This is a genomic window from Paenibacillus sp. 2003 (assembly GCF_031455635.1).
GTDB lineage: Bacteria > Bacillota > Bacilli > Paenibacillales > Paenibacillaceae > Paenibacillus > Paenibacillus amylolyticus_B.
The window spans coordinates 14964-34845 of record NZ_JAVDTB010000010.1 but is presented as its reverse complement, the minus strand read 5'-3'; the positions used below and the strand labels follow the sequence as shown (position 1 = coordinate 34845).

The 19882-nt window shown below is 46.0% G+C and carries 14 protein-coding genes and 1 riboswitch; of the genes, 5 read left to right on the top strand and 9 right to left on the bottom strand.

From position 1 onward, the window contains the following. A riboswitch (cobalamin riboswitch) is annotated at nucleotides 1-193 on the top strand. Between the two features lie 718 nt (nucleotides 194-911). The 7 genes from J2X75_RS26375 to J2X75_RS26345 all read right to left on the bottom strand — a co-directional run bounded on the left by J2X75_RS26375 (nucleotide 912) and on the right by J2X75_RS26345 (nucleotide 9454). Continuing rightward, the gene (locus J2X75_RS26375; RefSeq protein ID WP_310342157.1) at nucleotides 912-3803 is read right to left on the bottom strand and encodes a DUF5704 domain-containing protein; all 2892 of its coding nucleotides are present in this window, start codon (nucleotides 3801-3803) and stop codon (nucleotides 912-914) included. Between the two features lie 496 nt (nucleotides 3804-4299). After that, entirely contained in the window at nucleotides 4300-5571 is a 1272-nt protein-coding gene (locus tag J2X75_RS26370; RefSeq protein ID WP_310341886.1) for an S-layer homology domain-containing protein, read from the bottom strand. Nucleotides 5572-5917: 346 nt separating this feature from the next. Further along, entirely contained in the window at nucleotides 5918-6247 is a 330-nt protein-coding gene (gene csaA / locus J2X75_RS26365) for a chaperone CsaA (protein WP_047841512.1), read from the bottom strand. A gap of 112 nt (nucleotides 6248-6359) precedes the next feature. Continuing rightward, the gene (udk, locus tag J2X75_RS26360) at nucleotides 6360-6992 is read right to left on the bottom strand and encodes a uridine kinase (protein WP_036616377.1); all 633 of its coding nucleotides are present in this window, start codon (nucleotides 6990-6992) and stop codon (nucleotides 6360-6362) included. 202 nt (nucleotides 6993-7194) lie between these two features. Next, complete coding sequence (locus J2X75_RS26355) at nucleotides 7195-7776, bottom strand: VanZ family protein (RefSeq protein ID WP_310341881.1); 582 nt, start codon at nucleotides 7774-7776, stop codon at nucleotides 7195-7197. A 33-nt stretch (nucleotides 7777-7809) separates the two neighbouring features. Continuing rightward, nucleotides 7810-8934, bottom strand: a complete 1125-nt coding sequence (locus tag J2X75_RS26350; protein WP_310341878.1) for a DUF4179 domain-containing protein — start codon at nucleotides 8932-8934, stop codon at nucleotides 7810-7812. Further along, the gene (locus tag J2X75_RS26345; RefSeq protein ID WP_310341874.1) at nucleotides 8918-9454 is read right to left on the bottom strand and encodes a sigma-70 family RNA polymerase sigma factor; all 537 of its coding nucleotides are present in this window, start codon (nucleotides 9452-9454) and stop codon (nucleotides 8918-8920) included. The genes J2X75_RS26350 and J2X75_RS26345 overlap by 17 nt, the downstream gene beginning before the upstream one ends. A gap of 329 nt (nucleotides 9455-9783) precedes the next feature. Here J2X75_RS26345 and J2X75_RS26340 point away from each other — a divergent pair, with 329 nt between their 5' ends. From J2X75_RS26340 to J2X75_RS26325, 4 genes are all read left to right on the top strand, one after another. After that, nucleotides 9784-10617 carry a PRD domain-containing protein gene (locus J2X75_RS26340; protein WP_310341871.1) on the top strand — a complete coding sequence of 278 codons (834 nt, stop codon included), beginning with the start codon at nucleotides 9784-9786 and terminating at the stop codon, nucleotides 10615-10617. Nucleotides 10618-10742: 125 nt separating this feature from the next. After that, nucleotides 10743-12668, top strand: a complete 1926-nt coding sequence (locus J2X75_RS26335) for a beta-glucoside-specific PTS transporter subunit IIABC (protein WP_310341868.1) — start codon at nucleotides 10743-10745, stop codon at nucleotides 12666-12668. 45 nt (nucleotides 12669-12713) lie between these two features. Continuing rightward, a complete protein-coding gene (locus J2X75_RS26330; RefSeq protein ID WP_310341865.1) occupies nucleotides 12714-14171 on the top strand; it encodes a glycoside hydrolase family 1 protein in 1458 nt (485 codons plus the stop codon). Nucleotides 14172-14177: 6 nt separating this feature from the next. Then, a complete protein-coding gene (locus J2X75_RS26325; RefSeq protein WP_310341862.1) occupies nucleotides 14178-15137 on the top strand; it encodes a 2-keto-3-deoxygluconate permease in 960 nt (319 codons plus the stop codon). A 103-nt stretch (nucleotides 15138-15240) separates the two neighbouring features. Here the strand turns inward: J2X75_RS26325 and J2X75_RS26320 are convergent, their stop codons facing one another. Then, nucleotides 15241-15924: a type 1 glutamine amidotransferase domain-containing protein gene (locus tag J2X75_RS26320; RefSeq protein ID WP_310341859.1), complete on the bottom strand. Its 684-nt coding sequence runs from the start codon at nucleotides 15922-15924 to the stop codon at nucleotides 15241-15243. Between the two features lie 383 nt (nucleotides 15925-16307). On the opposite strand from J2X75_RS26320, the gene J2X75_RS26315 reads away from it, so the two are divergent. Continuing rightward, nucleotides 16308-16766 carry a hypothetical protein gene (locus J2X75_RS26315; RefSeq protein ID WP_310341856.1) on the top strand — a complete coding sequence of 153 codons (459 nt, stop codon included), beginning with the start codon at nucleotides 16308-16310 and terminating at the stop codon, nucleotides 16764-16766. Nucleotides 16767-16860: 94 nt separating this feature from the next. Here the strand turns inward: J2X75_RS26315 and J2X75_RS26310 are convergent, their stop codons facing one another. After that, complete coding sequence (locus tag J2X75_RS26310; RefSeq protein WP_310342153.1) at nucleotides 16861-19881, bottom strand: DEAD/DEAH box helicase; 3021 nt, start codon at nucleotides 19879-19881, stop codon at nucleotides 16861-16863. Nucleotide 19882: the final 1 nt, after the last annotated feature.

Below are 19882 nucleotides of genomic sequence, written 5' to 3'. Positions count from 1 at the left end.
ATTGAATATGTGGAACTTGGTGCTTTGCCCGTCAGGGTGGAAGCTTAATAGGGAAGTCCGGTGTAATACCGGCGCGGTCCCGCCACTGTAACAGAGGAGTCAGGTAGCGATAATCCACTGGTTTAAGCCGGGAAGGAGCTGCAAGTGACGATGAGTCTGGAGCCAGGAGACCTGCCAGGTTTAACAAACACAGTAGTACCCTACGGGAGATAGGAAGGTGTTTAGAGAGCATGATTTTTTCTGAAAATCTGTTTATTTAAGGCATCCTCATCCAGAAACACGGAGAGGGACGCCTTTTTTGATAGAATTTATAAGTTTTCAGCGGAGCTGTGGACGAAGAACATCATGGCACATACATAAAGTTGTGGGGAAGGACGTTAGAGCACTTGAGCAGATATATCGTTAAACGATTAATACAACTGGTATCGTATTGTTCGGTATCACGTTCCTGACGTTCCTGCTAACCTACCTGTCTCCTGGAGAAAGTCTGTCAGGATAATACTGATGTGCGGGTTTTCTTTATAGTCTAAGTAAGGTTATAAAAAGAGAATGATGCAAGAAGGGTTACCCCAGAAGTCCATAGATGACTTTCAGGATAACCCTTTTGTTGTATAACAGGTATGTTGTGTGTAAGTTGGAACGTGATACAGCAATAGCTTGTGAAAGCTTTATTGTATGTGGTTCAGTGCACCTATGTCATTCAGTACACCATAGTTTTGCGCAGGCTGTATAGTACTTAGTCTGGCACTTCATGGCTATTCATCATACAATTATTGATTGCTTCATTGGGTGATTATCACTATAAGGACAGTCAGTCTTATTTTGGAGAGGTACTCCGCATATAGACTCTTCTGCCCATATGTGGTTGGCTACATCTGCTTAGCCAGTCGTACTGACATGAGAGATTCAAACTATTGTGGTACTTGGGATTGGAAGTCGTTCCGGTTGGACTGATCAGCATGGTAAAAGACAATATCGCCATCCTTCAGAGGCCAGGTTCTGCCGTGACTGTCTGTTGGCGTTTTGTTGGAACCTTCCATCTGCCATTGATTCATCAGCGGTGCATGAATGTATTGCAAATGGGGTGATTCTGTATTTCCATTTCGCAGGCTCTCCATGTTGAAGTTGACCACGATATAACCATTTTTCAGAAAAACATTCGATTTCTCATCCAGCTGATTTTGTCGGGCGAGGGGCTCAAGATCCGTACCTTTTGGTACGGCATATACATCGGCCGGCAAGCTGTACTCCCCGTACCAACGCTGGATTGCTGCATTGGCCCGGTCCACGTTGACCCCGGAAGGAATGTCCGTTTTAGGTCCAATGAGTGTCCGAATTGGAGCGGACAGGATCATCCAGTCATAACGACCTACCCATGTTTTTTGATGAGATGTCTGATCGACCATGCGAACCATATGTTCTGCCAACGTACGCTGGCTGCGTTCTTCCGCTGTCAGTTCATAAGTATACTGATAACGCGCTGTATCGCTTAACTCTGTACCGGGTACATTTCGAAGACGTGAGTTAAGGACAACAAAGCGTTTCTCCAGATCCTGAGCCGATCCGATACGGATTAGGCGTTCCTGGCCTCGATGGTAGTACAGATCGACTTCTTGTCGCGAGGACCCGTCTTTACTCACAAAAGCAAAAGTGGGTGTAATTCGAATACCATCCTGATTGCCAAACATATTGCCCTTGGTCTTCAGATCAAACTTGAAATGGTACCCTGTCTTCACAGTTGCGTTAGCAAATCCCTGTACCGGGTGGCTTCCCGGTCGAATGGGCAATACAAATGGAGCCAGGTTACCTCGCGGATCACCATCAATGCTATTCATCCCGGTCCAGTAGCTATAGCCCGTTGGTTCGGGACTACCCAATCGCTTGCGAAATACATTTTCCCAGTTGTAATCAGAGATATCAGTGACGTGAAAATCATATAACCTTCCGATGACATCTACCGGTACGGTGTCTGCTGCAACATGATGTGCCAGATTGGTATTGGCATCCTTTTGCTCGGTAAAGTTTGCAGGTGCATTCTCTGCAATATTGCGGAATGTAATATGGTATTTTCCCTCGTCTACCCATACAGGGAGGTAGAATGTGGTATCCAGTTGATTGACCGGAATATCGACCCATGTCTTGGCAGAGATAAACTGACTCCGGTCTGCGTTGTAGACATCAAACGGGAATTGCACCTGTTTGGTTCGAAAGTATTTGGCATAGTCCCGATTCCCATATCCAGGATAACTTGCTGCGTCCAAGTGCTGTCCCGATGTGGGAATTCTCACAATGAACGGACATTCCAGAATGAGTGCAGCGCTTGTTGGGTCCGGCACGGTTTTCTGATTATGCGGCTGATCATCCGATACCCAGGCGTAATTGACGACAGGGGTATGTACCGTGATGGTGTTGATACCGTTAATCGGTAATATTTTATTGGCGCCGCCGTTCACGTTGCCTGGTAGCAAATCATAATAGATCTCACCAGAGCTTGTGGTGTTTGCTTTATTCAGCAGGGAATTGCTGATCATATTACCCGGTTTGTATAGCACATTGCGACCGATCGTCGTTGGGTTAGGAAAGTTGGATGGCGTTGGGCCATCCTTGGTTGCTTCCACATCATTCATAATGGTTGTGTTGTTGAATTTTACTAGATCATTATTCACTTTACTTTGAGGTGTGTTGGATTCAGCCATCCCTTTTAACCGTGATGTATCATCAGGCACACTGGGAGGTTGGTTCAAACCACCTGTTAATTTGGGTGGAGTATATGAGATTGAAGTGGTTTGCCCTGGTCGTACATGGCTTTCTACGGATTCATCATTTTTAGACTCCAGTGTTGGTGGTGTGTATCCTGATGGATTCATCGTAACGGTCTCTCCGGGCAAAGCGTAATTGTTCATGGTTGCTTTAGCGATCTTATATACTTCCAGGTTATTAATTTTCCAGTAGGAGTAGTCTCTTGTGATTTGGAAGTTGTATGGTTTGGGTACCGTGTCGTTCGCAGGTACAGGTGTCCCTGATGTACAACCATCATCATCACATACCTCCGGTCCAGGTACTGTCCACTCTCTGTCGTACGAGATTGTGACATTACAGTTGTATGTAATTTTACCGCTCATTTTCGCCCAAGCTTGTTTAAACAGGTAATTGTCAGCAAAGGCATTTGTGTAGAGTGACTCGGAAGTAGGGATTCCTTTTAACACATTGAATGTCTCATTATCTCTGTTATCTGACTTAATAACACCGTTGGCATTTGGATCGAGATCACTCATGCTCATGATGGTTCCAGCAGAAGGTGGTCCAACCGTTGGCGTGCAACCTCCACCGCCTCCGTTACCGTCCTCACCACCAGGACCCGGATTTTCTTCAACGCCAATGTTTGTTGTGGTAGTTAGCTCAAAATCATCCTTTTCCCACAGTACTTTGATGGTTGTGGTTCCTCTGCTGACGGCTTGGACCACTCCGGAGTTACTCACGGTAGCGACACCAGGATTGGATGATTCCCAAGTCGTTGTACCCCCGCTGCCAGTGTTTACGTTGGTCTCCGCTCCAAAGTTCCCATCACCATTTTTCGTTTTGACCGTTGCATTCAATTGTTTAGACTGGTTCAGGCTAAGTTGCCCGCCAGCGGTTAGGTTAATCTCTTTGGTTATTTCGGCAACGGCCCGCCAATATAAATCGGTATTAAATATATAGTCGGCAGAGTATTTAGGTGGGTTATAGGGTCTGTGTCCTATTGGTTCAATAGCACCTCCGATTTGAGTTGTAAATTTTACCGTATCGCCATCAAATGATTCCACACTAACCAAAATTGGTTTCCCTGGTAAGTAATATTGTGTGTTATCCATATACATGGGCTTTAACGAGATTGAAGTTAATTCACTTCTAGTATATCTCTGACCTGAACGATCAAAGTATTCAGAGGGTTTGTAGCTTGGTGCATCTAGTGTAAGATTTACGCAAACTAATGATGAGTTTGGTTTGTTGGTATCGGGATTATTGCTTAATGTTTGGCCGTTGCATTCTCCATCTACACTCCATCTTAAATTATCGAGTTGGTAAACATAAACACCGATATTAGACATTCCACTACCCTCAACGGGTACTACTTTTTTCTGAGACTTTGAAGGGGATGAAGGTACTATATGAGAGGCTTCTAAAACTGGCTTTGTTCCAGGTCCCCCTCCAGCAAAAATTACTGAAGGGGTTTGGAATAATATGCATAGTATTATATATGCTATTAATAACCTCTTTAACAATTTATAGAAGTGCAAATTGGAACACCCTTTTCATAGTTTAATTTGGAACTACAGTAAAGTTTGTTCCATCTTTGAGCGTCAGACGTACTCCAGGATTTAGTGACTTGTCAAAATGTAAGAGACCATGTGCCCAGTAAACAGGTTTTTTTTCAATAAAAACGCCTTTGGGTCCGAGTAAATCATTTATATGTTTAAGTCCATACTCGTTAAAGGCTTTAGTGCTTGGAGAAGTTAAAGCATTAATAGTTGGGGAATTGATAAGACTACCGGCTTGCAGTTGGTTCATAGAGTTTTTAATACTAATATCAAACTCTGTAAAGGAATAATAAGCGCCTCTCAGTAATCTATCTTTTTCATCAACGAAAACGGGATAATAGATACTTCTCTCAGTTTCTTTCACATATGGATTGACGATGATCCAGTTCTTGACCCTCAGATCTGCATAATTCGTTACTGTAACTAATTCTTGATTACGAATTTTCGCAAAATCGCCAGTTACTTTGCTGTAATCATACGATTCAGAAAATTTTTCTGGTCCTGCTTTCTGATACTTAGGCGCAATAATACTCAAATTCGTTCCCGTCAAACCCACTGCCCGCAGCTCATTCAGCCCCTGAAAATCAGCAGGTTTTGTCTTGGCAACTGCTGCATAACGGGCGATCAATACAGCTACTTCAGCTCGTGTTGTAGTACGTTCAACGCCAAATGTTTTATCGTTTGCTACACTCATCAGTCCCGTTCCCAGGGCAACAGCGACTGCATTTTTTTGAGCGCTTGCGAGTTTACCTGTGAAATATTCCTTTGCAGGCACAACGGTGTTGGTCACATCAGAGAGTGCTTGTTTGTATTCAGGATCAACCACGGTTAACCCTTGAGTCAGCCAAGTAGCCATTTCTCCTCGTTGAAGAGCGCCTTGTGCATCCAATTTCCCCTTATAATTAGAAGGGCTGATAAAACCTTTTGCTATAGCAATAGAGACACCACTTTTTGCCCACTCGGGTATGTCCGTGAAATTGTTTTGTTCTTGTGTTGATGCATTAGGCTGGTCGGATAAACGTCCCAGAATACTTGCCATTTCAGCTTTGGTGACCGGTGAGCTTGGTTTAAATGTCCCGTCGGCATACCCCTTGAAATAACCTTGTTCCACGGCCGAATTAATTGCTGAAGATGCCCAGTGTGTAGAAGGAACGTCCTTGAATTTAGTTGTAGCTTGTGCGGCTTCTACAGAACTCCCAACGCCTCCAAAACCTACGATACCCCCTGTTAATAAAGCCAATGCCGTTACGCCGGAAATCATCATTTTTCTCATGAATTTTGCTCCTCTCAATTGTGAATTTCTCTCCTTGATATGTACTTTTCAGGCTACTAGATACTAAATTTGTAATAATAATCAATATTCTACCATGCATAACTAGGCTGTTGGTATGATTTATCAACAAAACTCCTCCTCTTCGCTCAACCCTTACTACTTCTCCAGACCTATATTTCCTCCAAAAAACACAAAAAAAGGCCACAAATCCGCAGATTCATAGCCTTATGCTTTAAGGTCTCCAACATATGTAGTTCCATCAATAGTCAATTCAATAATCAATAAATCAAGAATACTCGATTTCCAAACATTTAAAAAGCCCATATTCTTTTTACTCAAAATAAAGTCAGGCTATCGGTGTTCCATTAGGTAATGGGCTATCCGGTGAGAGCAAGACAACATCGCCTTCACCAGGCACGCCGCCAAGCACAAGTACTTCAGAGACAAAACCGGCAATCCGCCGAGGTGGGAAATTAACTACAGCAACGACCTGTTTGCCAATGATCATGTCAGGCGTGTATCGCTGAGTAATCTGAGCACTGGAGCGCTTAAGACCAAGTGGTCCGAAGTCGATCGTCATTTTAATAGCGGGTATGCGAGCCTTGGGGAAGGGTTCGGCTTCCACCACGGTACCAACCCGGATGTCATGCTGCATGAACTCTTCAAAAGTAGCCATAGGGGTAGATCTCCTTTCAACTATTGGGGACTATTATAAATGAAAAATCAACAAAAAATCCAGATTACGCTGTATCGTAATCTGGATTTCTGTTGTGTTGCATTGCAGCAAATTAAGCGCCGTTCCAATTTTCCCCGGTGAGGTATTTCTCAGTGAGGATGGATAACATCTGAATACCTACTTCATTATGTCCGCCTTCTGGAATAATGATATCAGCATACTTTTTGGATGGCTCGATAAAAGCATCGTGCATTGGTTTTACCGTTTCGAGGTATTGTTTGTACACGGATTGGATCGTGCGTCCGCGCTCTTCAATATCCCGCAGGACTCTCCGTAGAATCCGAACATCGGAATCAGTATCAACAAATACTTTGATGTCCATCAGACTGCGAAGATGTTCATCAATCAGCACATGCAATCCTTCTACAATGACAATATGGTTCGGTGCCAGTTCAACCGTCTCATTGGCAGCACGGTTATCTATGGTGAAGTCATATACGGGAGCATACGCCGCTTGGCCTTTTTTCAACAGGGTGAGATGCTCAATCAACAGATCATTATCGAATGCAAACGGGTGATCGTAATTGGTGAGTCGGCGTTGCTCAGGTGTGAGCTGCGACTGGTCTTTGTAATAATTGTCTTGGGATATAAACGTAACTTTAGCTGATCCCAGACGGTCTATGACGGAGCGAGCTACCGTCGTTTTACCGGAGCCGGTTCCTCCGGCGATACCAATAATGAGCATGGTTGTTCCATAAGCCTCCCTAAAATGGCAGCATGATGAATGGATAAAAGCGCATCAGAAATCCTTCGTTCATGGCCTTTATCCACATGTCTGTCTCTGAATACACAATTCTTTCATTGTACCATAGCAGGCGACTTTTTTCATCTTGGTGTATGGACCATGTTTTGCCTTCAAGGGGCGTTTATGCATGCTCATATTCATTTTACTGTATATTTTTGGATGATACTCCCTGTGGTGACTCCCACAGCGTCATGAGGCGCTGTCCGATGGAGCTTTTTGTAAACAGATTCAGGATGACAAAACCAAGTACACTTCCCGTTGTATTGGCTATTATATCGTTCAGATCGGTACTGCGACCGTTGCCCAAGGTTACTCGGAGCAGCAACTGTGTTATTTCAATAAGGATACTTAAAGCCAATCCCGCTAATGCTGCTGTTTGCATCGAATGAATCCAAGGCTTTATGAAAGGAAGCATGAACCCCAGTGGCATAAACAGCACAATGTTTAGGAGAAAGCTTGGTGCATCCGCGGTCAGGAGCGGAATCCATTGAATGCTTTGATACCATGGAGTTTGATTGGCATAGATTCCGATGTTCACGTCGATAGGGAAGAATACAAAATGCATAACGCCCAACATATATATGGCAAATGCGAGCATCAACACATACTGTCTGACCGTATACCTGGTTTTACTCACCCTGGCGTGGATCATCAGGGCGAGCAGGACCAGAACGAATAATGGGCCAAGTACGATGGGAGATGAGATTGAATATTGGATGGACATGGAATGGCTCCTTCATAAGGAAATGAGATCAGGCTATTGAAGCTGAATCTTCATTTCCATTCCCTTGATGAATTGTGTGTCTTTAACCTCTTCAGCGAAGTCATCCTTGATCTCGAAAGGTTTCACTATCAGGTATTTCACATCTTTGGAAGTCGTAGCATACATGCGTTCGGATGTTATTTGGTTTCCCTCATAGATGCCCTCGCCGCTAAGTGAGGTCAGTTGCCGCCCTTGATCATCATAGACGGCAAATCCGATGTGACTCAGCTGTTCCTGCTCTTTTGCCGTAAGAGTACTCTTATCGTTCAAACTGATAACAGTAGTTAGACGAGTAGTGACAGGGGTAACCACAGCTTCCGTAACAGCGGCAGTATACAGATCATTGGTCATGGCTGTGTTGGGCAGAACCTGATGAATGTTTTCTGTTGATTTGGCAAATGGAACCGTCAGCTCGAACTCATGATCGATGCCCTGCAACGTCAATTGAACCTTGGCCTCGAACTGATCCGGCAATTGTGCCGTTCCCTGATCGGAGGAAATGACCTGCTCAAAGAGCAGTGTATTTGGCTGCGTTTCTCCTACCGAACTATAGAACAGTCCGCTATCCGCAAGGGACCCGTCGACTTTGAAAAAGACATTCTCAATACCGCTGCTCAGTTTCACGATGTCCTTGCCATTGTCATATTCACCCTGATTCAGATTCGACGCAGTGAAATGAACCAGAAATGCAGCACGGGTACCATCATAAACTGTTTCAAGGACTTCCAGCTTCACATCCTGGTAAGCGACCTTGCTGTTAACAGGGGTAGTCAAGCCGTCGTTGCCCGCCGTTCGCAGACCCATATCGGCTTCGATTGAGCTGAAAAGGCTACCTACGAGTGGGATATTGCGCAAGGAGGCGGCCATGGCCGGTGATACAAAGCCGGATGCAAATACGGTCACGCCCAATACTCCGGCAGCAATTGTCGCAGCTGTAGCCTTGTGCCATCGCTTGTTCCGGCGACTGGAGCGCAAAGTTTGTTCGGTTTTCAATGTGTTTGGGGACGCCGGCAGAGAATCCAGTGTGGCATCAATCCGGTTACGCACAAGTTCAGACATCAGAGGACGCTCCTTCGCTTGGTTCTTTAATTCCTGATCGATATTAAACGGGTTTGACATGTAAGTTTACCTCCCGAAAATTTTTGAATTTCTGATATAACTCCTGCCTTGCCCGAGTAAGTCTCATTTTCACTGCACTTTCGGAAATATTCAGCGTATCGGCGACTTGGCGTAGGGACAGGTCCTCAAAATAATGCAAAACGACTACAATTCGTTTCGATTCCTCCAGACGGTCTACCGCTTCTCGCATATCGACCTCATCGTAGGGACTGGAATGCTCCCGCTTTTCTGAAGGTACCTCCGCATAAGCAGTGGATAGAGAGCGGCGGGACAGCATCGTGTTACATTCATTGATGAGGATGCGAAACAGCCAGGTTTTGAAATACCGGGGTTCCCGGAGTGTATGCACCGATTTGTATGCGTTCAGGATTGTCTCCTGAATGGCATCGGCCACGTCCTCCTCTTTTCTCAGCATAGATTTTGCCGTATTGTACAAAGAGTTTTCAATGTCTCGAATAAGCCGGATAAAGGCTTCACGATCTCCTTGGATGGCCTGGTTAACGAGATCGGTTGAACCCATGGATAACAGCTCCTTTCGTATTGGAGGGATGAAGCCAGCACTTGGCTGGTTTTTATATGAATTAGACTGGCGAGTAGGGCATATGGTCACATTTTCTTTTTGTAGTTTTAAAAAAGGGCGTTATTATATATGACGTATCGGGTCTCTGCGTTCCCTTCAATGATAAGAGAGGCTGATTTTTCCCTAAGATTGGATGATTGACTTTTTCTAAAACAGCACTATAATAAACTTATATTCATAACACGGACTGTTACTGGGGAAACCAGGCATGACCGAATTCGATTGCTTTACTGTAATCGCTTTCGGTCTTTTTTTATTTTCGTCGGGGGGTGAGGACATTGAAGGTTATTAAGAAAGTGAATAATAATGTGGCGATTGCCATTAATGATAACAACGAAGAAGTATTCGTCGTAGGTAAAGGGGTCGGATTTCTGAAAACGCCTTACGAGCTGACAGAGACGGACTTGGTGGAGAAAATTTTCGTAGCACCGAAGAATATCCGTATGTATGACCTGCTGAACAGCATTCCAATTGAGGATATTTATCTCGCTGAGGAAGTCATTAAGCTGGGAAGTCAGATTCTGAATAAACAATTTAACCCGAACCTGCTTCTCACCCTGTCTGACCATATCAGTTTTGCATTAACCCGAACCAGAGAAGGCATCAGTATCAAAAATCCGCTGGAATGGGAAGTGCGGACACTCTATCCGGACGAGACCCGGGTGGGGGAGGCTGCGCTGAAGCTGATTCAGGAAAAAATGGATATTGCTCTGCCGACAGCCGAAACAACACTGATTGCTCTGCATTTTGTTAATGCGCAGGTTGGCTCGGGAGAGATGACGGATACCACTAAGGTAACCACAGTTACGGGCGAGATCCTATCCGTGATCAAATATGCTCTCAAAATTGATTTTCAGGAAGACTCCATTCACTTTATGCGATTTGCGACACATATCAGATATTTCATCATGCGACAGATGAGCGGTACATCGCTCAAGGATGAGAATGAATCGCTTTTCCTGATGGTCAAAGAGAAGTTTCCAAAGGAACTGGCTTGTGTGGAGAAGATTGCTGATTTTCTGAAAAATAATTACGGCTGGACCTGTTCTGATGATGAAAAGTTATATCTGATTCTGCATATCCAACGATTAATCTCGAACTAACCAATTGCATAACCATTATGGACTGTTACTGATTCGATCAGGCATGACCAAGCGTAGGGAATGACGATTCCCCGGCTTGGTCATTTTTTATATAACCATTTCAGTTGATGTAGAGGAGAAGAGTCATGAACAACAAAGACTTGGCTAAAAACGTACTTGAGCTTGTTGGCGGCGAGCAAAATATATCGGGTCTGACACACTGTGCAACCCGTTTGAGATTCGTATTGAAGGATGATAACAAAGCAGACCTCAAGGCACTGGATCAGCTCGAAGGCGTGCTTAAGGCACAAAATTCCGGAGGACAGATTCAAGTTGTTATCGGTGCCAAAGTGGACGCGGTATACAGTGAAGTGAAGAATCTAACTTCTGACAAGATTGGCGAACTTGCGGAGTCCACAGATCGTGGACCGAAAAAGAGACGCAACCCTGTCAATGTAGTACTTGAAACCATTGCAGGTATATTTACGCCTGTTCTGCCAGCACTTGTTGGTTGCGGGATGATCAAATGTTTGGCTACCGTTATAGCTGCCATGGGCTATCTGGAGGGTTCAGGCTTTCTGACGATCATTAACATGATCGGGGACTGTATTTTCTACTTCATGCCATTCTTCCTGGCTGTTAGTGCAGCAAACCGTTTCAAAACCAATCCCTATTTGGCGGTAGCTCTTGCTGCGGGGCTGATGCACCCCATCATTCTGAACGCTGCGTCACAGATTGCCGAGACGGGTGTGAACAGCATTGATTTCCTTGGCATGCCGATCCTGTTGATGAAATATTCATCTTCCGTCATTCCCATCATTCTGGCGGTATGGATCATGAGTTATGTGTATCCAATCGTCAATCGAGTGATTCCCAAGTTTCTGCAGGTTCTGCTTACCCCAATGATTGTTTTGTTTATTATGATTCCAGTGGAACTAATCGTGCTTGGCCCAGTGGGATCATATATTGGTGACTGGTTGACCAATGGTATTAACTCATTGTTCTCCACCGCAGGTGTTCTTGCTGGTGCAATTCTTGGATTTTTCAAACCGATCATGGTTATGTTCGGTATGCACTATGCCATCATGCCTATTCAGGTTCAACAAGTGGCTACACTGGGCGCAACCGTGTTGTTACCAACGGCACTGGCGGCGAATTTGGCTCAGGCTGGAGCAGCCTTCGGTGTGTTTGTCCTGACGAAGAGTAAAACGATGAAATCGGCGGCTGCTTCGAGTGGATTCACCGCGTTGTTCGGGATTACCGAGCCGGCGATCTATGGTGTAACGCTCAAATATAAACGTCCCTTTTTCGCAGGTTGTCTTGCAGGGGGATTAGTCGGTGGATTCTACAGCTTGGTGCACACAACAGCGAACGCAATTTCACTTCCAGGTGTATTGGCAATTGGTACATATACATCTGATCGTTACATGTATGTCGTTATTGGTTGTATTGCTGCCGTTGTACTTGGCTTTGTGTTTACGTTGATGGCAGGCATCAAGGAAGGTACAGAAGGAGCCAAACAGCAACAAGCTACGGATAAGGTAAATGACAATTCAACAGCCGTTGTCACAGAGGCATCTCCAGAGTCAGTATCATCACTGACATCCACTTCTTCGGACATGCTTATCGTTAGTCCAATGACAGGGGAGATCAAACCGATCTCTGAAGTGGAAGATCAAGCATTTGCCCAAGAGTTAATGGGTAAAGGTATTGCGATTGTTCCGACAGATGGCAAGGTATACGCTCCATTTGACGGAGTAGTCGAAGCACTTTATCGCACCAAACACGCCATTGGACTAAAGGCAGCGAATGGTGTCGAGATCCTGATCCATATCGGGGTGGATACCGTTAGTCTGAAAGGAAAATATTTTAACGCTCATATCGAACAGGGACAGATAATCAAGGCTGGCGATTTATTGGTGGAATTTGATCCAGAAGGCATTACGTCAGCAGGCTATAACACGATTACATCCATTGTGGTAACCAACATGCAACAGTATGGAGACGTACTGACTACAGCGACCAGCGGACCGATCCGGGAGAGTGAAGCGCTAATGAAGCTGATCCCATAAAACCTGAAATAAGACCATAACACGTAATAACAGGAGGAAACTAAAATGACGAATTCCAATTTTCCAAAAGATTTTTTGTGGGGCGGTGCATTGTCTGCCTGTCAGGCAGAGGGAGCTTATAATGTGGACGGCAAGAGTCTGACCATCCCAGAAGTGATGAAGTTCAACGAGAAGAACGACCGCAAAGTGACCAAGCAGATCAGGGTTAATTGGGAGATGATTGAAGAGGCCAGGAATGACCCGGATACGGTTAAATATCCAAAGCGCCGGGGGATCGACTTCTATCATAACTTCCGTGAGGATATTGCATTATTCGCCGAGATGGGCTTCAAAGTATTCCGTTATTCCATTTCATGGGCCAGAGTATTTCCGGGTGGCGACGATGTCGCTCCGAATGAAAAGGCACTAGAGTTCTATGATCAGGTTATTGATGAATGTCTAAAACATGGTATGGAGCCTCTGATTACCATCAGCCACTTTGATACGCCTATCGTATTAATGGACAAGTTCGGAGGATGGTATAACCGCAAGCTGATCGATCTGTATGTGAACTATTGTGATGTGCTGTTTAATCGCTACAAGGGCAAAGTGAAATATTGGGTGACGTTCAACGAGATCAACATGAGCGTGAAAGCATCGGCCAAGACGCTGGGAATCATTGATTATGATGCTCCGAATTATGAGGAAATGCTGTTCCAAGGGCTGCATCATCAATTTGTAGCTGCGTCCAGAGCAACCAAGATGGCACATGAGATCGATGCAAATAACCAGATCGGAAGTATGGTCGCATATTTCACAACGTATCCTTACACTTGCAAGCCGGAGGATGCACTTCAGATGCAGCAGGATGATCAGATGAAAAATCAGTTCTATCTGGATGTGCTTAATAAAGGCGAATACCCTTACTATAGTAAAACGTATTTCAAAAACAAGGAGATCCAGCTGAATATCGAGGATGGTGATCTGGATAGCATTCGCGCACACACGGCTGATTTCGTGGGTATGTCGTATTACAACTCGATGATTTCCAGCAGTGATACGGAGCAGCTCGAACTAACGGCAGGCAATGTACACAGTGTATATAAAAACCCGCATCTGCCCGCTAACGAGTGGGGTTGGCAGATTGATCCGATTGGCCTGCGTTATACGCTTAATCTTGTCTATGATCGGTATCAAAAACCAGTCTTCATTCTGGAGAACAGCTCAGGCTTCTACGATAAGCTGAATGAAGATGGAACGATCAACGATCCATACCGGATTGATTTCTTGAGCAAACATATCGAACAGATGGGACTCGCCATTGCCGATGGGGTCGAAGTGTTGGGATATACGATGTGGGGACCAATCGACATGATCAGTTCAGGGACTTCCGAGATGAGCAAACGGTACGGATTTATCTATGTGGATCAGGATGACTATGGCAATGGTACGCTCGAAAGATATCGTAAGGATTCGTTCTTCTGGTATCAGAATGTGATCCGTACCAACGGAGCAGAACTGTAACAGAGCATGAATATTTTGGGTCGTATCAAAAAAATACCCGGCGGCTTGCTGATTGTTCCTATGCTGGCTGCCGCGGTCATCAACACGGTGTTTCCATCGTTCTTTCAGATCGGGGATCCAACGACAGCACTCTTCACTTCCAAGGGTACCATGGTGTTGATTGGCATGATTTTGCTGGTGTCAGGCACACAACTTAACTTGTCACAGCTTCTGGTGACATTGAAGAGAGCAGGAGTGCTCTGTATCTCCCGTATCCTCATCAGCTGCCTGTTCGGTTGGGCATTTGTGCACTTTTTTGGCATAAGTGGGGTGGGGGGAGTTTCCGCGGTAGCTTTCATTGCCGTTCTGACCAGTTGTAATCCTGGATTATACCTGGCCTTGATGAACACGTACGGAGATGATGTGGACCGTGCTGCGTTTGGCATTCTGAATCTGATCGCCGTACCGGTTATTCCGGTCATGATATTGAATTCGGCAAGCGGCGTCGGTATCGATTATCTCAGTGTAATTGCTACGCTGGTGCCTTTCTTCATCGGTATACTGCTTGGTAATCTGGACAGTAATATACAGAAGATGTTCGCTCCGGGAACACTGATTCTGCTGCCTTTTCTGGGCACAAGCTTTGGGTCCAATATTGATCTGCGTATAGCATTTCAGTCCAGTCTGTCCGGCTTGCTGGTCACGGTATTATTTTTGCTGATCTGCATGCTGCCGCTCATTGGAATCGATCGCACGATACTAAGACGTCCCGGTTACGCGGCGGCTGCGACATGCTCGGTTGCTGGATTGTCCATGGTGGTGCCATCGATGGCTGCCGAATTCAATCCGGCGTATGCGCCATATGTGGATACAGCTATCGCTCAGATTGCATTTGCTGTGATCTTGACGTCGGTGACCGTACCTTATATCGTGAAGCGTTTGGCTGGAACAACGGCGACGGAAGCTCTTATACGGGAAAATCACTAGCAAAAACAGCACGTGCTCTGTCAGGTCATGACGGATCACGTGCTGTTTTGATATGTTCATCTATATGATCTCCTGGGGGAGGAGAGGGATCAATCGGTTTATTTTACAGACCAAGCAATTGTTTAACACTTTCCGCTACAGCTTTACTGGATTGCGGATTCTGTCCTGTGACCACTCGGCCATCTGTTGTGACATAGGAGCTGAATGCAGCAGCTTTATCATATTGTGCAGCGCGTTCTCTCAATGCATCTTCCAGCAGGAAAGGAACATACTCTGTTTGTTGAACCAATGCTTCTTCTTCATTCGTGAAGCCGGAAACGGTTTTGTCTTTGATCAAGAGCAGGCCATTGGACAGCTTCACATTCAGCAGTGCTGTAACACCGTGGCACACACCGGATACAACGCCACCTTTTTCATAGATATCACGAGAAAGCTCTTGAAGTTCGGCATTGTCCGGGAAATCCCACATCGTACCGTGACCCCCTGTGAAGTAGATTGCATCGTAGTCACTCGCGTTTACTTCGCTAGGTTTCAACGTATTTTTCAATTGGTTCATGAACGTTTCATTCTCGAAATAAGCTTTGGTGCTCTCATCGAGGGAGTCGCCCAGACTTTTCGGATCAAGAGGTACGTTACCACCTTTAGGGCTAACCAGATCGATCTGAACATTATCATTATGGTCAAACTCTTCAATAAAGTGAGTTGCTTCGCTCAACCACAAGCCAGTAGGCTCGTCCTTCGTTGCGTACTTATCTACATTTGTGAGAACAACCAGTATTTTTTTCATATAAAAACCTCCCGTAAAATAAATAACATCAATTTATATTAAATATGACAAAATTAAATTGTGTAAAATATATTAGTGAATATAACATAATCATTTTCTAAAGTAAAATCATGAACGTATCGTCGATCTCCAATGCGACTTTCAAGCGTAGGAGTAAAGAACAATCCAGTAGTAGTAAATATGCCCGTAAGAATGCACTTTTACTTATTATGACCTGCTTATTTTACTCAAATTGTAAGCGGAGGTAGGCGTGTGTAAGGGATATCAAAATTATTTCAAATTTGATGTTAATTTGATTGAACAACTAGTTCTTTTGATTTAGAATGGCGGAAGATGCCAACAAAAAACTGGTACATATTACATAGGGACTCGGAGGAACACAAATGAAACGTTCAGGTAAATTTTTCGCTTCAACAGCAGTGGCTGCTGTCGCTGCAGTATCCATCGTCTCTTCAGCCTCAGCAAGCCCAATCTCCAACATCTCTAGCGTAACACCTATCGACATTAGCAGTATGGATATCGAAACGGCTTTGATGATGGTTCAGAGCGAACGTACCAAATTGTTGGATGCTCAACTGCAAACGCAAATTCAAGAGGTACAGAACCGCAATCAGCAGATCGCGGATCTGAACTCTCAATTGCAGGTAGCCCAGCAAAACGGAGATGAAGCAGCTGTTCAGAAGCTGAAAAGCCAAATTGATGCTGCAAGCAATTCCCAACAGATGGACATGCTTCGTCTGCAATCCATGTCCAACAAGCGCAATGAAGCGTTTGATGTCATGACGAACTTTATCAAAAAAATGCAGGATTCAAGATCATCCATCATCGGTAACATGCGTTAAGAACGGATGATTAACTGCAACAATACAAAAAGAGCGAAGCCGGAACTCAAATTCCGATACTTCGCTCTTTTTGTATTTCTCATTTCAATTCAAGTCACCCAGACCAGTCACGACGCCGAGTGAACAGATCCTTCAACTCGTCTGTCGACAATTCGGTAATCCAGTTCTCGGAGCTTGTGATGATGTTATCACTAAGCTGCTGTTTGCTCTCCAACATCTCGTCGATCCGCTCCTCCAATGTGCCAAGAGAGATGAATTTATGCACCTGAACATCTTTGGTTTGGCCCATTCGGTAAGCCCGGTCGGTGGCTTGATTCTCAACAGCAGGGTTCCACCAGCGGTCAAAATGGAAGACATGATTGGCTGCGGTCAGATTCAATCCCACACCGCCTGCCTTGATGGACAGAATGAAGACGGACGGTTGCTTGTCCTCAGGCAGTGTACGGGATTGGAATTCCTCAATCATGCGATCCCTTGCCGTCTTGGATGTGCCCCCGTGCAGGTATAGCACAGGCTCTTGCAACTCCTGACGCAGTACCTGTTGCAGCATCTGTCCCATACCGATGTACTGGGTGAAAATCAGGCATCGCTCGCCCTCGTCCCTTAATTCCCGGACAAGCTCCATCAGTCGTTCCAGCTTCGCAGAGCGGCTGATCAACATCGCCATATCCTGCGGGCTATACACGTCATAAGAGGATGTCAGTGCGCCGTCTTCGGGTAGTTCCTCCGGCAAAGCCTCTTTCGTCAGCAGAAGTGGGTGATCACACAACTGTTTAAGCTGGGTTAACGCCGATAGAATAGCACCTTTGCGCTTGATGCCTTCCAGCTCTTTCATTTTATCCATCAGGGCCTGCACGGACTGGTCATACAATGCACTTTGTTCGCCCGTAAGGTGAATATAGGTCTTCATCTCGTTTTTGTCCGGCAGATCGAGTTGGATATTGGGATCTTTTTTCTTGCGGCGCAGCATGAACGGCTTCACTAATTGCTGCAGATCCTGCATCCGCTGCTCATCTTTGTCTTTTTCGATAGCACTGATGAAGCGAGTCTGGAATGCCCGGGCGTTGCCCAGATATCCTGGATTGATAAAATCATAGATTGACCACAGCTCGGACAGCCGATTTTCAATCGGCGTACCCGTCATGGCGATGCGGTGTTTCGCCGGGAAACTGCGGACGGCCAGCGACTGTTTGGTCTGGGCGTTTTTGATATTCTGAGCCTCATCGAGACAGATGCATGCCCAGGTATAGGTTTGTAACATCTCCTGATCCAGTGTAGCCGTAGCAAAGGACGTGATAATAATATCCACCTGCTCGGTCTGCTCCCGGAATTCTTCTCCACCTAATCGGCGTGCGCCATAATGAAGACTGACATTAATGGAGGGTGCAAAGCGGCTAATTTCCTTTTGCCAGTTGCCCAGTACGGAGGTTGGGCAGATCAGAAGTACCGGGGCTTGTCCCGGCTTACGTGGTTCATGATCCTTGATGTGTAACAGATATGTGATGAACTGAATGGTTTTCCCGAGACCCATATCATCGGCAAGACATGCCCCAAGTCCGAATCTGCGCAGGAAACCAAGCCATGCAAAACCTTCCTTCTGATACGATCGCAGCTCGGCATGAAGTCCTGTAGGAATGGGCAGAGAAGGCGCGCCACCTTGTCCACCCCCCAGTTGTGCGATAACCCGATTCAGGTGCTCATTCAGTTCTACTTCCAGCCGAATGTTCTGATCATCCTGTGGTTGCTGCTCTTCCTCGGTTTGTTGTCCTTCCTTCCATTTCTGATTGCGATATTCCCGTTGCTCATTATGCAGCAGATGCAGGTGCAGAATATCCTGAAATGAGAGTCCCTGTTCCCGATCTACACCGCCCATGGCACGACGTATCTGTTCCAGCAGGTCAGGGTCAAGAGGAACCCATTCTCCACGGAAGCGAACCAATCGTTCATTACGGGCCACAAGATCGGCGAACTCATCTTCGCTGAGATCCGTGTCACCAATCGCAATGCGCCAGTCAAAATGAATAATCGAGTCCAGTCCAAAGAATGACTGTCCCCGCTCACTGCCTTCCTCCGGTTGCACCTTAGCACGCAGCTTTGGTTTCTTCTTACGGGCTGCTTCCCACCAACCAGGCAGCAGAACTTGCCAGCCCGCTGCGAGCAACCGCCCGCTATCCTGCGTCAGGAACTGCCAGGCTTCCTGATCTCCCAAAGGGTCACTCAGCACATCCCGCCTGCCGCTAATGGAGCTTCCGAGACGCGGCAGATGTGCACGCAGTTGATCCAGCCATCCGGGGGAGCGGTCCAGAATGAACGGTGTCCATACCTCTGGCCATTCGCCTTCAAGCCGGCCCCGTGAATCCAGCATGACGGGCACCAATACAGCGGCATCCAGCTTGTTCTGCAATACCAGTCGCAGCCGCCAAGATGGCTCATCCTCGTCCGGTTCCTGCAACTGCAGCATGGGTCTGAATGGTGCGGCATCCGCTTTCCAGCCAATGGATACGAGCCAGGACTGAGCATCCATCCCGGCTGTCTTGGGTAGAATCCCACGTTCTGGGAATAACTGCGGGAATTCACGTCGCAGATCGGTTGCCGCTTCCTCCGAACTGTACCAGCGCTGGAACACAAAGGCGGAGTAGGCCGCCCCAAGTCCTTCGGCATAACTCTCGTCGGTCTGTTGAATCGCCTTGGTAAGCGATGCCCGCTCCTGCTTTTTCAAGCTATCCGGGTCCCAGGTCCACTGAAGCTGTCCTGCACGGTAGGCCTCGAAGCTAGGTACGTATTTGCGTTTTTCGATAGATGCTGCGAGCGCGGGAGCTAGTCGAATCAGATATTCCGCTTGCTCGTCCCACTTCCATTCAATATGAAGCAGGGTATGCATTTCGGCAAAGAAGGGAATCACTTCTTCCGCAGGCAGAACAACCAGCTCAATCTCCTCAATCTGCCGAACTTCCAGTTCGGTACCGTAGAAGGAAGGCGCATGCCAAGCGAACAATCGCTGCTTAAGCGACTGTCCCGGTACAAAGTGGTGTGTGTTGAGTGCTCCGTAAAACAAAGCATCGCCATATCCGGTTAAAGCGACGTGAACCTCAATCGTTTCAGTGTAAGGATGAATT